We start from the raw sequence: 12,605 nt of genomic DNA, 5'->3' as shown, positions 1-12,605 counted from the left end.
GCGGCCTCGTGCGGGGTCATGTAGCCGCCGGGCTCGCGCTTATCGACTACCAGGATGCCCGGCGCCGAGCGCAGAATCGCGGTGGCCTCCTCGGGCGAGATCGGGTGCTCGAACTCGACGTTGACCGCCTCCGAATGCCCGATGAAGACCGGCACGCGCACGCAGGTGGCGGTGAGCTTGATCTTGGGGTCGAGCATCTTCTTGGTCTCGGCGACCATCTTCCACTCTTCCTTGGTCGAGCCGTCGTCGAGGAAGACGTCGATCTGCGGGATCACGTTGAAAGCGATGCGCTTGGGGAACTTCTCCATCGTCATCTGCCCGGCCGTGAAGACCGAGCGGGTCTGCTGGAACAGCTCGTCCATGGCGTCCTTGCCCGCACCCGAGACCGACTGATAGGTCGAGACCACGACGCGCAGGATCTTGGCGACGTCGTGGAGGGGCTTCAGGGCGACCACGAGCTGCGCGGTCGAGCAGTTCGGGTTGGCGATGATGTTGAGCTTCGAGAAGCCCGAGATCGCCTCCGGGTTCACCTCGGGCACGATCAGCGGCACGTCCGGATGGTAGCGGAACGCCGACGAGTTATCGATGACGACGCAGCCGGTCTTGCCGATGCGCGGCGACCATTCCTTCGAGATCTCGCCACCGGCCGACATCAGGCAGATGTCGGTGTCGGAGAAGTCGTAATCGTCGAGGGCCTTCACCTTGAGGATCTTGTCGCCGAACGAGACTTCCTGGCCCATGGAGCGGCGCGACGCGATCGCCACGACCTCGTCGGCCGGAAAGGCCCGCTCGGCCAGGATATCCAGCATCTCGCGTCCGACATTGCCCGTCGCACCGACGACGGCGACCTTGTAACCCATCTCACCCACTCCGCTTCATGAGGATGCCCGTCGCCTCTGCACCGGCAGCGCCGGCATCAGGCTCTTCGTCGCCCTCGCGTTCGGTCATGATCCGCCCCGGCGCTTCGGCCATCGGGCGATCTCCCAGGTCCGGCACGTCCTCTGTCACGACATGCGGAAGGCTCCGCACGATACGCGACGCGGACACCAAAGCGCACCAAGACGCCGCGCTCCTTCGGCTGTCAAGGGCGTACTCAGGGCCGGGAAACGATCCGCAAACCGCGATGCGGGGAAGATCGCGTGCCGACTGGCGCTGAAATCCACTCTCATCGAGTCGCGCACCGTAACCTGCGCCGAGCCATGAGCGTGTCTCTCCCGGGCGACCGGCAGGCCGATTGCCTCCGAGGCCGCTCTCCATACGGCGGGTGCTCGGTCCGTCGGGACCACGTTTCCAGGCCGGTATCATCGGACGAACCGGTTCGACCGACAGGCTCGGGCGACTGGGCGGCGAGTGCGGTGAAACACGCAAGCGAGGCCTTAAGACGGGAACAACCTTCGGCCTGATACGTCATCGTCACAACCGAGGGCTGATGAGCCTCACGCTCGTCCGACCTTCCCGCATTTTGACACGAGGTGCTTCCATGCGCTCTGCCACCATCGCCCTCATGGGTGCCGTTGCCGTTGCCGGATCGCTGACCGGCCTTGGCGCCACTACGCCTGCCGAGGCACAGACCCGCTACGTCGTGGAGCGCGTCGGGCCGGCCTTGCCGATCCGCATCCGTCCGCGGAGTTGGCTCGATGGGGGCAATGTGGTCGAGCCCGGAAACGGCTCGGTGAGCAATCCGGCGACCAACCCGCAATTCATCACGGCGAGCTACCTGAACTCGCCGCCCTACGGTCGCAACGACCGCTTCGGCGCGGGCAACATCTCCGATCCGATCACCAACGGGCCCTTCGTCGGCGCGCGCTCCTCGGCGATCCGCGGCATCGACTTCTCCGCCGTCGACGCGATCGATCCGACCTCGTACGCGGCGCGCTACGGCAGTCCTTACTGAGCCGACGTCACAGCCTGCCGTCCGGAAAAGAGGCGCCGACCCGCGAGGGTCGGCGCCTTTTGCATGCCGGCTCCGATGCCAGTCAGCGCAGGCGCGAGCGGAGCGCCGCGGCCACGGCCTCGCCCATGCCCGCCGTCCCGACGGGCGTCACGCCTTCGCCGGCGATGTCCCGCGTCCGGACACCGGAGGCCAGGGTGTCCGTGATGGCGCGGTCGAGAAGGTCGGCGGCTTCTCCGAGGCCGAAGGAATAGCGAAGCGCCATGGCGAGCGATCCGATCATCGCCAGCGGATTGGCGAAGTCGCGCCCGGCAATGTCGGGCGCCGACCCATGGACCGGCTCGTAGAGCGCCTTGCGGCTGCCCTTGCCATCGACGGCCCCGAGGGACGCGGAGGGCAGCATCCCGAGCGATCCGGTCAGCATCGCTGCCACATCCGATAGCACGTCGCCGAACAGGTTGTCGGTGACGAGCACGTCGAACTGCTTGGGGCGACGCACGAGCTGCATGGCGCAGTTGTCGGCCAGCACGTGCTCGAGTTCGAGGTCCGCATAGTGCTGGGCATGGACCCGGGTCACGACCTCCTTCCACAGGACGCCCGATTTCATGACGTTGTGCTTCTCGGCCGAGGCGACCCGGCCCGAGCGCTTGCGCGCGAGGTCGAAGGCGACATGGGCGATGCGCTCGATCTCGGCGGTCGTGTAGACCTGCGTGTCCACCGCCCGCTTCGAGCCGTCGGGCAGGGTGGTGATCTCCTTCGGCTCGCCGAAATAGACGCCGCCGGTGAGCTCGCGCACGATCATGATGTCGAGGCCCTCGACGAGTTCGCGCTTGAGTGCCGAGGCGTCTGCCAGGGCCGGGTAGCAGATGGCCGGGCGCAGATTGGCGAACAGGCCGAGATCCTTGCGCAGGCGCAGGAGCCCGGCTTCGGCGCGGTTCTCGTAAGGGACGCCGGCCCATTTCGGACCGCCGACGGCGCCGAGCAGGATCGCATCGGCGGCGTCGGCCCGGGCCAGGGCGGCATCGGTGAGCGGAACACCGTGGGCGTCGATGGCGGAGCCGCCGACGAGGTCGTGCTCGGTCTCGAAACGGGCGAGTCCGGCCTCGGCCAGCACGCCGAGCACCACCTCCACCTGCGCCATGACTTCCGGGCCGATCCCGTCGCCGGGGAGGAGGAGGAGCTTGTAGGTGGTCATGAGATCAACTCGCTTTGCTGCCTCTCCCATCCGTGTGGAGAGTCATCGATTTGCCAACACGCTTCCGGTCGATCGTACCGGCCGATCCAGTCGCAACGCTCTCCCGTCTCCTGAAGGGGGAGGAGAGACCCGCGTGAACACACCCGGCCGATCCAACGAACCGAAAAAGGGTCTAGACCTTCCGCGCCACCGTGAACCGCGCCGCCTGGCGCAGAGTCTCGGCCCGCTCGCCCCACGACGCCAACGCCGCGTCGCAGACGTCCACGAGACGGTCGCATTCCGCCCGCGCGCCGTCGAGGCCGAGGCGGTCGACGAGGGTGGCCTTGCCGGCGTCCTTGTCCTTGCCGGTCGCCTTGCCCATCGCTTCGGGCGAGGCCTCGCGGTCGAGGATGTCGTCCGCGATCTGGAAGGCTTGGCCGAGGGCGAGGCCGTAGCGCAGCAGCGCGGCGCGCTGGTCCGGCGTCGCACCGCCGACGAGGGCGCCCGCGTCCACCGAGAAGGCCAGGATGGCGCCGGTCTTCATGGCCTGGAGCCGCAGCGTGTCATCGACGGTGAGCGAGACGGCCCCAAAGCGGCCCTCCGCTCCGAGATCGAGGATCTGGCCGCCGACCATGCCGCCGAGCCCCGAGGCCCTTGCGAGTCCCAGCACCAGGTCGGCCCGGATGGCCGAAGCCGGCTGCCAGGCCGGATCGGCCAGGATCTCGAAGGCGAGCGTCTGGAGCGCGTCGCCGACGAGAATGGCGGTGGCTTCGTCATAGGCCTTATGGACGGTGGGCTTGCCGCGGCGAAGGTCGTCGTCGTCCATGGCCGGCATGTCGTCGTGGACGAGCGAGTAGCAATGGACGAGCTCGATCGCCGAGCCGGCGGCGAGCGCGCCGGCCTCGTCGCCGCCGAGCATTCGCGCGGTCTCGACCGCCAGGAACGGGCGCAGGCGCTTGCCGCCGCCGAGCACCGCGTGGCGCATCGCCTCCATCAGGCGCGGCGGCCGTGCGATTTCGCCGGGCCGGGTCTCCGGCCCGAGCCGCTCGGCCAGGAACGCCTCGACCGCATCGGCGATCGTGCCGAGCTTGTGGGTAAAGCCCTGCTCAGCGGCATCCGCCTTGACCGAAGCGTGCGATGCTTGCGTTGAGTTCATGGTCGGCTGGGCTTTCCAGGATGGCAGCGAGGTGGATGAGCGTTGCGCGGGCAGGGTCGGGACCAGGCTGATGACGGGGAGAGACTCCTGCAACCGGTGCGGAGGCGTGGCCGGGGATGGCGGCGGATCGTCGGCATCGTTCTCTTCCTCCCGCTCCTCGTCCTGGGGGCGATCCTCCTGCTCGCGCTCGTCTATAGCGCGGTGACGCCACCCTCAACCCTGATGCTCGGACGATGGTTGACGCTGCAGCCCGTCACTCGCGAGGCGGTCGCACTCGAGGCGATCTCGCCCCTGCTCGTTCAGGCGGTGTTCGCCTCCGAGGACCAGCGCTTCTGCCAGCACAACGGCGTCGACTGGGATGCGCTGCGCGACGTGGTGGACGACGAGGAGGGCCCGAGCCGGGGCGCCTCCACGATCTCGATGCAGACGGTGAAGAACGTCTTCCTGTGGCCGGGTCGCTCCTTCGTCCGCAAGGGTCTGGAGATCCCGCTCGCGGTGATCGCCGATACCCTCTGGGGCAAGCGGCGGACGATGGAAATCTACCTCAACGTCGCCGAGTGGGGCGACGGGATCTTCGGGGCCGAGGCCGCCTCGCGGCGCTGGTTCGGCAAGGGCGCCCGCGACCTCACCCGCAACGAGGCCGCCTCGCTGGCCGCCGTGTTGCCGAATCCGATCATCCGCAACGCCGGTGCTCCCTCACGCGGGGTGAGGGCGGCGGCGGCGCGCATCCAGGGCCGGATGAACGGGGTCGGCGGCCTGATGGGGTGCCTGAAGCGGTAGCTCTCGGTGGCGTGATCGGGTACCTGCCGACGACCGGCCTTGCCTTGGTATCCTTCGCCATGTTTCGCCCCGTCGCGCCGTTCCTCCGGGCCGTGGTGCTCGGAGCCGGCAGGCTGACCGCCTCCTCCGGTGGCGCCCTCGCGACTATGAGAGAGAAGAACGGATGAGCGGCCCTACGACCTTCGAGATGACCCTGGAGCGCATCGCCCTGATCCGCAGGATGGTGGTGGCCTGGAACCCGATCGGTTCGGGGGCCCCGATCATTCATCCCGACGCGCCCTATGGCAGCGCCGACCGCGACGAAGACATCGCCAACGTCATGGGCGACGACGACGGTACCGACGAGGAGCACCGGGCGCTGGGCGATGCCCTCGCGGTGTTCGTCGCCAACGCCGCGCTCAAGCCGGGGCGCTACGCCTACCACAACACGCTCGCCAACCTCCCTCCCGGTGCCGTCCTCGACGTCTTCCGCGACGACGAGACCGGCATCACGCCAGAGCACATCACCTTTGACGTGACGCCGGAGCACATCGCGCTCCTGGCCAGTCTCAATCTCGCCTGGGACGATGAGCACGACGTACCAGGCGTCGACCCGACCCATCCGTACGGCGACGGTGCCGCGTCCACCGCCGACATGGCCTCTGCCGACGGCGTTCCGACCGCCTCGGACGCCCGCCTGCCGCGCCTTCATCGGGAAATGCAGCCGGCATTGCAGATCTTCCTGCGATACGCCGATCTTGGGCCGGGCGAGTTCCGGCGAACCGGGACGATGGACCGCTGGGAGCCGGCCTGATTCGAGACGGCAGAAGAGAAGGGTTCTCCGGCCACTCGGTTTCGCGACCTCACCGGACGCATCGTGTTGACAAACGTCCGGCCTTGCAGCTATCGCCGTGCGGCAACGCGCGGCTTCCTCGACGAAGTCCGCGCGTTTCGCGTTCGCGCATCGCTCGATCGGTGTCGCGGATGACCTGAACAAGAAGACGGCCCAGGCGTCAGCCGGAGGCCGGCATCAGAACACGAGAGAGAACGATGTTCGCAGTCATCAAGACGGGCGGCAAGCAGTATCGCGTTGCCGCCAACGACACCATCACCATCGCGACGCTCGAGGGCGAAGAGGGCTCCGCCGTCACCTTCGGCGAGGTCCTGCTGTTCGCCGACGGCGAGGGCGCGACCGAGGTCGGCGCTCCCATGCTCACCGGCATCAGCGTCACCGGCGAGATCGTCAGCCATGGCCGCGACAAGAAGGTGATCGCCTTCAAGAAGCGCCGCCGGCAGAACTCGCGGCGCAAGCGGGGCCACCGCCAGCACCACACCGTGGTGCGCATCACCGAGATCAGCGCGGGCGGCAAGTCGTCGAAGGCGCCCGAGCGCAAGGCCAAGGCCGCCAAGGCCGAGTCCCTCCCGGCGACCGCCTCCGCCGAAGCCTGATTCCGCCCGCAACAGAGACATCCGGAGTAAGCCAAGATGGCCCACAAGAAAGCAGGCGGCTCGTCCCGCAACGGCCGCGATTCCGCCGGCCAGCGCCTCGGCGTCAAGAAGTTCGGTTCGGAAGCCGTCATCGCCGGAAACATCATCGTCCGCCAGCGCGGCACGAAGTTTCATCCCGGCGTGAACGTCGGCATCGGCACGGATCACACCCTGTTCGCCAAGGCCGACGGCCGGGTCGAGTTCCAGGTGAAGCGCGGACGCGCCTTCGTGGCGGTGATCCCGATGCAGGAAGCTGCCGAGTAGTCACCCTCATCGTCACGGGCCGTCCCTAGCGGATGGCCCGAAACGCAACGCGCATCCGGGGGAGATGGGAAACCGTCTTCCCCGTTGTCGTTTGTCTCAAGCCCGGCGTGATGTCGCCGCGCCCTGACCAGAACCTGTGAAACGAGCCCGGCCGTGAAATTCCTCGACGAAGCCAAGGTCTATGTGCGCTCCGGCGACGGCGGCGCCGGCTGCGTCGCGTTCCGCCGCGAAAAGTTCATCGAGTTCGGCGGCCCCAATGGCGGCGATGGCGGCCGCGGCGGTGACGTCTGGGTCGAGTGCGTCGACGGCCTCAACACCCTGATCGACTACCGCTACCAACAGCACTTCAAGGCCAAGAAGGGCGAGCACGGCATGGGCTCGAACCGCCACGGCGCCAACGGAGCCGACGTGGTGCTGAAGGTACCTGCCGGCACCGAGATCATCGCCGAGGACGGTGAGACCCTGATCGCCGACATGACCCATGTCGGCCAGCGCGTGCGCCTGGCCAAGGGCGGCAATGGCGGCTTCGGCAACGCCTATTTCACGACCTCCACCAACAGGGCGCCCAAGCACGCCAATCCGGGCCTGGAGGGCCACGAGCAGTGGATCTGGCTGCGCCTGAAGCTCATCGCCGATGCCGGGCTCGTAGGCCTGCCCAATGCCGGCAAGTCGACCTTCCTCGCCACCGTCACTGCGGCCCGGCCCAAGATCGCCGACTATCCCTTCACCACGCTGCACCCCGGTCTCGGCGTGGTGCGCTCCGACGAGCGCGAGTTCGTGCTGGCCGACATTCCCGGCCTGATCGAGGGCGCCCATGACGGCGTCGGATTGGGCGACAAGTTCCTCGCACATGTGGAGCGCTGCCGCGTGCTCCTCCACCTCGTCGAGGCCACCAGCGAACATGCCGGCAAGACTTACAAGCTCGTGCGCCGGGAACTGGAGGCCTATGGGCACGGCCTCGGTGAAAAGCATGAGATCGTCGCCCTGTCGAAGGCCGACGTGGTCGACCCCGACACCCTCAAGGAGCAGGTCGCGCGCCTGAAGCGGGCCTCGAAGCAGAAGCCCCTGGTGCTGTCCTCGGCCACCGGCCTCGGCGTTCAGGATGCCCTGCGGGCGATCACGCGGGAGATGATGGAAGCGAAGGCCGCGGAACTCGAAGCCCAGCCGGCCGAAGCGTGGCAGCCGTGACTAACGAAGCGCTTCGTCAAGGATGAACCATAGAGCGTGAGAGCGAATCACGAAGATCTTGCGCACCACGGTGCAGCCTGTCGCGTTCACCCTCAAAATGTATCGCCTCGCCTCCACCGCACTTCTTCGGTTCGGCTGGGACGTGGACATCCCGCGCAGTCGAACTTCGGCAATTGCCAATCCTACGCGGTCTCGACGGCTCGCACTGCGCCGCTCCTGTTCAACGGCAACGACTTCATGCACACGGACATCGAGCCCGCCTAACCGACCTGACCCATGACCCCCTCTCTCCAAGATTTCCGCCGCGTCGTCATCAAGGTCGGCTCTGCGCTTCTCGTCGACCGCGAGCGGGGGCGGCTGCGCCATGCCTGGCTGGCCGCACTCGCCGAGGACGTCGCCGATCTTCACGCCCGCGGCGTCGACGTGCTCGTGGTCTCTTCGGGATCGATCGCGCTCGGCCGTACCGTTCTCGGTTACGCGCCGGGCACTCTGCGTTTGGAGGAAAGCCAGGCGGCCGCCGCCGTCGGTCAGATCGCGCTGGCCCGTTACTGGTCGGAGGCGCTCGGCCACCACGGCATCGTCGCGGGCCAGATCCTGGTCACGCCTCAGGACACCGAGGAGCGTCGGCGCTACCTCAATGCGCGGGCCACGGTGCTGAAGCTCCTCGAGGTCCGCGCCGTGCCGGTGGTCAACGAGAACGACACCGTCGCCACCAGCGAGATCCGCTACGGCGACAACGACCGTCTCGCCGCCCGCGTCGCCACCATGATCAGCGCCGACGTGCTTGTGCTGTTCTCCGACATCGACGGGCTCTACACGGCGCCTCCGGCAAGCGACCCGTCCGCGCGCCACCTTCCCCTGATCGAGCGGATCACGCCCGAGATCGAAGCCATGGCCGGCGGCCCGGCTTCCGAGCTTTCCCGGGGCGGCATGCGCACCAAGGTCGAGGCCGGCAAGATCGCGGCGGGCGGGGGAACCCACATGATCATCGCCGACGGGCGCGAGAAGAACCCCCTGCGGGCGATCCTGCAGGGCGGGCGCTGCACCTGGTTCCTGTCGGGCTCGAACCCGGTGGCGGCGCGCAAGACCTGGATCGCGGGGTCGCTGGAGCCGCGCGGCATCCTGGTGATCGACGAAGGTGCCGCGCGCGCGCTGCAGGTCGGCGCCAGCCTGCTTCCCGTGGGAGTGAAGGCAGTCGAAGGCAGCTTCGGGCGCGGCGATGCCGTCATCATCCGCGATACCGCCGGGCGGACCCTGGGGCGCGGCCTCGTCGCCTACGACAGCGATCAGGCGGCGCTGATCATCGGTCGCCCGAGCCGCGAGATCGCGGAACTACTCACTCATCCCGGCCGGGCGGAAATGGTGCATCGCGACGACTTGGCGATCGTGGGAGAGTAGTTCACGCTTCTTGTCTTGTCATATCCCGGGTGGCATGAGGGAGGACTTCGTGCGCGGTCCGACGACCTGAAATCGCGAGGATGATGACGGTGCCGTTCGTGAACCTCAGACCAGACTTCGCTCTCGACGGCAGCCTCGCGGAGGAGATGCGAGGCATCGGCAAGCGGGCCCGCGTGGCCGCCCGGCAGATGGCACTGGCCTCGGCACAGACCAAGGACGTCGCCCTCCGGCTCGTGGCGGATCATCTGCGCGCGGCGAGCGCTTTGATCCTGACCGAGAACGCCCAAGACGTGGCCGCCGCCCAGGCCGCGAACCAGACCCATGCGCTGATCGATCGCCTGACCCTGGATGCCGGGCGCCTCTCTGCCATTGCCGACGCCGTCGAGAAGATCGGCGCGCTGCCCGATCCGGTCGGGCGTCAGGTCGCGGCCTTCGAGCGTCCGAACGGGCTCCTGATCGAGCGCATCGCCGTGCCCCTCGGAGTCATCGGCGTCATCTTCGAGAGCCGTCCCAACGTCACCGCCGATGCCGGCGCGCTCTGCCTCAAGGCCGGCAACGCCGCGATCCTGCGCGCCGGCTCCGACAGCCACCGCACCGCCATGGCCATCGCCGCCACCATGCGGGCTGGGCTCGTCGCGGCCGGGCTGCCCGCCGATGCCGTCCAGATCGTTCCGACCCGCGACCGCGCCGCCGTCGGCGCCATGCTGTCGGGGCTCGACGGCTGCATCGACGTGATCGTCCCCCGCGGCGGTCGCGGCCTCGTCGAGCGGGTCCATGCCGAGGCACGCGTCCCGGTCTTCGCCCATCTCGACGGCATCTGCCACGTCTACGTGGCTGAGGAAGCCGATCTCGACATGGCCCGCACTGTCGTCCTCAACAGCAAGATGCGCCGCACCGGCATCTGCGGCGCAGCCGAAACGCTTCTGGTGGACCGCGCCTGCGCCGGGACCCATCTCAAGCCCCTGGTCGAGGCCCTGATCGAGGCCGGCTGCACGGTGCGCGGCGACGAAGCGGTCCAGGCCGTCGATCAACGCGTCGTCCCCGCTACCGAAGTCGATTGGCGCACGGAATATCTCGACGCGATCATCGCCGTGCGCGTGGTCGACGGGCTCGACGCAGCCATCGATCATATCGAGGCCTTCGGCTCGCACCACACCGACGCGATCGTCACCCGCGATCGGGGACAGGCGACACGGTTCCTGGCGGAGGTGGATTCGGCCATCGTCGTCCACAATGCCTCGACCCAGTTCGCCGATGGCGGCGAGTTCGGCTTCGGCGCCGAGATCGGCATCGCCACCGGTCGCATGCATGCCCGCGGCCCGGTCGGCGTCGAGCAGCTCACGACCTTCAAGTACCGTGTCCACGGGAGCGGTCAGACCCGTCCGTGATGCTTCCGACTGCCTGAGCAAGGCGCCTTGCCCTATCCTCGCCGGCTTCACGCCACTCTGCCGGCGCGCCTGCCTCCGGCGTCCCCGGGTATGCGGATCGGGCTCTATGGCGGGTCGTTCGATCCGGCCCATCCCGGCCACCGCCATGTCAGCCTCGTCGCACTCAGGCGCCTAGGCCTCGACCGGGTCTGGTGGATGGTGACGCCCGGCAACCCGCTCAAGGACCGCGATCGCCTCGCCCCGGCTGCCGCCCGCGTGGCCGCCGCGTCCAGGGTCGCGGCCCATCCACGGATCGTCGTGACGGGGTTCGAGAGCGAGATCGGCGCACGCTATACCCGCCAGAGCCTGCGATACCTAGTCTCGCGCCTGCCCGGAGTCCATTTCGTCTGGATCATGGGCGCCGACAGCCTCGCGAGCTTCCACCGCTGGCAAGGCTTTCGCGAGATCGCCGCGCTGATGCCCATCGCGGTGATCGATCGTCCCGGCTTCACCCTCTCCGCGCCGGGGGGGCATGCGGCGCAGGCCCTGGCGCGCCGGCGCGTTTCGGAACAAGATGCTCGCAACCTCGCGAATCGGCCGGCGCCGGCCTGGACCTTCCTCCACGGCCCCCGCTCGACGCTCTCGTCGACCGCCATCCGGCGGAAGGACGAAGAGGCGACCCAACTATTGAAAAAGACGCCGGATCATATCAATCTCGCGTAAGACCACTACAGATCGTGGCGACGCCGCCATCATTCGAGGAAACGAGACGCTGTCCGATCCGATCAACCAGGGAACCACCGGTTCCGACCAAGCCGTCGACCAGAAGATCGGCGATCTGAGAGCCCTGGCGCTCGACTGCATCGAGGACATGAAGGCCGAGGAGACCATCGAGATCGATCTCATGGGCAAGACCTCGCTCGCCGATACCATGATCATCACGTCCGGGCGCTCGCAGCGCCATGTCGGCGCCATCGCTGACAGGATCCTGCAGGACCTGAAATCGAAGGGCTTCGGAGCCGCCAGGGTCGAGGGCATGCCTGCCTGCGACTGGGTGTTGATCGATGCCGGCGACGTCATCGTTCATATCTTCCGGCCGGAGGTGCGCGGCTTCTACAATCTCGAGAAGATGTGGGGCGTCGACCGTCCCATCGGGCTCCTGGCCGGCTGAGCGCGTCCGGATCGTCATTCGTCGAGAGGACGGGCCGTTGCGTCTGCTCGTGGCCGCAATCGGACGCCTGAAGGCGGGGCCTGAGCGGGATCTCGCCGCCCGCTACCGTGAGCGCGCCGCGTCCATCGCCAGGGGCCTCGGCTTTCCATCCTGCGACCTCGTGGAGATCCCGGAGAGCCGGGCGCGACGGGCTCCCGACCGCTGCGCCGAGGAAGGGGCGGCGATCCTGTCCCATTGCGGCGCCGGCAGCGTGGTCATCGCCTATGACGAACGCGGGCGCAGCGACCTGCCGAGCCTGGGTTTGGCCGAGCGCATCGCCGGATGGCGTGACGCGACGCGGCCAGCCCTCGTCATCGCCATCGGCGGGGCCGACGGGCTCGATCCTGGGGTACGGGCCCGCGCCGACCTGACCCTCGCCTTCGGGGCCGCGACCCTGCCGCACGGACTTGTGCGGGTTCTCGTGCTGGAGCAGGTTTACCGCACGCTGACGATCCTCTCAGGCCACCCCTATCACCGCGGCGATCCCGACGAATCATGAGCGGTCGGAGCGATATCCATGATCCGACGCCGGTTCCGTTCGATCTGATCGGAGTCCCTCGCTCGCCGTTTCTCGGATCGGCCTCCGCTCCTCTCCACCCGACCGGAAATGGGCGCGAGATACGTGACGATCGACGCCGATCATCCAAGGCCGGTATCACCAAGCATGCGCTGCTCCCGAGCGAGGCCGGGCTCCGCGGTGCGAAACGATC

The 12,605-nt window shown here is 68.1% G+C and carries 13 protein-coding genes and 1 pseudogene; 11 read left to right on the top strand and 3 right to left on the bottom strand.

All coding sequences use genetic code 11. The features are described from left to right. On the bottom strand, window positions 1-860 hold an 860-nt coding region (locus tag ACFE7U_RS07840), incomplete at its 3' end, for an aspartate-semialdehyde dehydrogenase (RefSeq protein WP_375409170.1). Between the two features lie 620 nt (window positions 861-1,480). Here ACFE7U_RS07840 and ACFE7U_RS07835 point away from each other — a divergent pair. Next, window positions 1,481-1,894 (top strand): hypothetical protein, encoded by a 414-nt coding sequence (locus tag ACFE7U_RS07835; protein WP_375409169.1) that lies wholly within the window; start codon window positions 1,481-1,483, stop codon window positions 1,892-1,894. 82 nt (window positions 1,895-1,976) lie between these two features. On the opposite strand, the gene leuB is transcribed toward ACFE7U_RS07835, so the two are convergent. Together leuB and ACFE7U_RS07825 are read right to left on the bottom strand one after the other, a co-directional pair. Continuing rightward, window positions 1,977-3,086, bottom strand: coding sequence for a 3-isopropylmalate dehydrogenase (gene leuB, locus ACFE7U_RS07830; protein ID WP_375409168.1), 1,110 nt, complete (start codon window positions 3,084-3,086; stop codon window positions 1,977-1,979). Between the two features lie 172 nt (window positions 3,087-3,258). Continuing rightward, window positions 3,259-4,221, bottom strand: coding sequence for a polyprenyl synthetase family protein (locus ACFE7U_RS07825; RefSeq protein WP_375409167.1), 963 nt, complete (start codon window positions 4,219-4,221; stop codon window positions 3,259-3,261). Between the two features lie 87 nt (window positions 4,222-4,308). Here ACFE7U_RS07825 and mtgA point away from each other — a divergent pair, with 87 nt between their 5' ends. The 10 genes and pseudogenes from mtgA (at window position 4,309) to rlmH (ending at window position 12,394) form a co-directional block, all read left to right on the top strand. Beyond that, window positions 4,309-5,001, top strand: a complete 693-nt coding sequence (gene mtgA, locus ACFE7U_RS07820; RefSeq protein WP_375409174.1) for a monofunctional biosynthetic peptidoglycan transglycosylase — start codon at window positions 4,309-4,311, stop codon at window positions 4,999-5,001. A gap of 163 nt (window positions 5,002-5,164) precedes the next feature. Beyond that, window positions 5,165-5,794, top strand: coding sequence for a hypothetical protein (locus ACFE7U_RS07815; RefSeq protein ID WP_375409166.1), 630 nt, complete (start codon window positions 5,165-5,167; stop codon window positions 5,792-5,794). A gap of 236 nt (window positions 5,795-6,030) precedes the next feature. Then, window positions 6,031-6,342, top strand: a pseudogene (rplU, locus tag ACFE7U_RS07810) (50S ribosomal protein L21); the annotation flags it as partial. A gap of 123 nt (window positions 6,343-6,465) precedes the next feature. Then, complete coding sequence (gene rpmA, locus ACFE7U_RS07805) at window positions 6,466-6,732, top strand: 50S ribosomal protein L27 (RefSeq protein ID WP_055887924.1); 267 nt, start codon at window positions 6,466-6,468, stop codon at window positions 6,730-6,732. Between the two features lie 153 nt (window positions 6,733-6,885). Further along, the gene (gene obgE, locus ACFE7U_RS07800; RefSeq protein ID WP_375409165.1) at window positions 6,886-7,920 is read left to right on the top strand and encodes a GTPase ObgE; all 1,035 of its coding nucleotides are present in this window, start codon (window positions 6,886-6,888) and stop codon (window positions 7,918-7,920) included. Between the two features lie 276 nt (window positions 7,921-8,196). Then, a complete protein-coding gene (proB, locus tag ACFE7U_RS07795) occupies window positions 8,197-9,318 on the top strand; it encodes a glutamate 5-kinase (RefSeq protein ID WP_375409164.1) in 1,122 nt (373 codons plus the stop codon). Between the two features lie 146 nt (window positions 9,319-9,464). Then, window positions 9,465-10,706, top strand: coding sequence for a glutamate-5-semialdehyde dehydrogenase (locus ACFE7U_RS07790; protein ID WP_375409173.1), 1,242 nt, complete (start codon window positions 9,465-9,467; stop codon window positions 10,704-10,706). A gap of 57 nt (window positions 10,707-10,763) precedes the next feature. Continuing rightward, window positions 10,764-11,408, top strand: a complete 645-nt coding sequence (locus ACFE7U_RS07785) for a nicotinate-nucleotide adenylyltransferase (protein WP_375409172.1) — start codon at window positions 10,764-10,766, stop codon at window positions 11,406-11,408. A 148-nt stretch (window positions 11,409-11,556) separates the two neighbouring features. After that, window positions 11,557-11,856, top strand: coding sequence for a ribosome silencing factor (rsfS, locus tag ACFE7U_RS07780; RefSeq protein WP_375409163.1), 300 nt, complete (start codon window positions 11,557-11,559; stop codon window positions 11,854-11,856). A 37-nt stretch (window positions 11,857-11,893) separates the two neighbouring features. Then, the gene (gene rlmH / locus ACFE7U_RS07775) at window positions 11,894-12,394 is read left to right on the top strand and encodes a 23S rRNA (pseudouridine(1915)-N(3))-methyltransferase RlmH (protein ID WP_375409162.1); all 501 of its coding nucleotides are present in this window, start codon (window positions 11,894-11,896) and stop codon (window positions 12,392-12,394) included. Window positions 12,395-12,605 lie beyond the last annotated feature (211 nt).

The sequence above is a fragment of the uncultured Methylobacterium sp. genome (assembly GCF_964251405.1).
Taxonomy (GTDB): domain Bacteria; phylum Pseudomonadota; class Alphaproteobacteria; order Rhizobiales; family Beijerinckiaceae; genus Methylobacterium.
The sequence above is the reverse complement of the archived record's forward strand: the minus strand, read 5'-3'. Positions and strand labels throughout refer to the sequence as shown.

What these genes read in the sequence shown, in the direction of transcription:
- ACFE7U_RS07835 (WP_375409169.1), top strand. Translation starts at nt 1,481, where the DNA reads ATGCGCTCTGCCACCATCGCCCTCATGGGTGCCGTTGCCGTTGCCGGA.
- leuB (WP_375409168.1), bottom strand. Translation starts at nt 3,086, where the DNA reads ATGACCACCTACAAGCTCCTCCTCCTCCCCGGCGACGGGATCGGCCCG.
- ACFE7U_RS07825 (WP_375409167.1), bottom strand. Translation starts at nt 4,221, where the DNA reads ATGAACTCAACGCAAGCATCGCACGCTTCGGTCAAGGCGGATGCCGCT.
- ACFE7U_RS07815 (WP_375409166.1), top strand. Translation starts at nt 5,165, where the DNA reads ATGAGCGGCCCTACGACCTTCGAGATGACCCTGGAGCGCATCGCCCTG.
- rpmA (WP_055887924.1), top strand. Translation starts at nt 6,466, where the DNA reads ATGGCCCACAAGAAAGCAGGCGGCTCGTCCCGCAACGGCCGCGATTCC.
- proB (WP_375409164.1), top strand. Translation starts at nt 8,197, where the DNA reads ATGACCCCCTCTCTCCAAGATTTCCGCCGCGTCGTCATCAAGGTCGGC.
- ACFE7U_RS07790 (WP_375409173.1), top strand. Translation starts at nt 9,465, where the DNA reads ATGCGAGGCATCGGCAAGCGGGCCCGCGTGGCCGCCCGGCAGATGGCA.
- rsfS (WP_375409163.1), top strand. Translation starts at nt 11,557, where the DNA reads ATGAAGGCCGAGGAGACCATCGAGATCGATCTCATGGGCAAGACCTCG.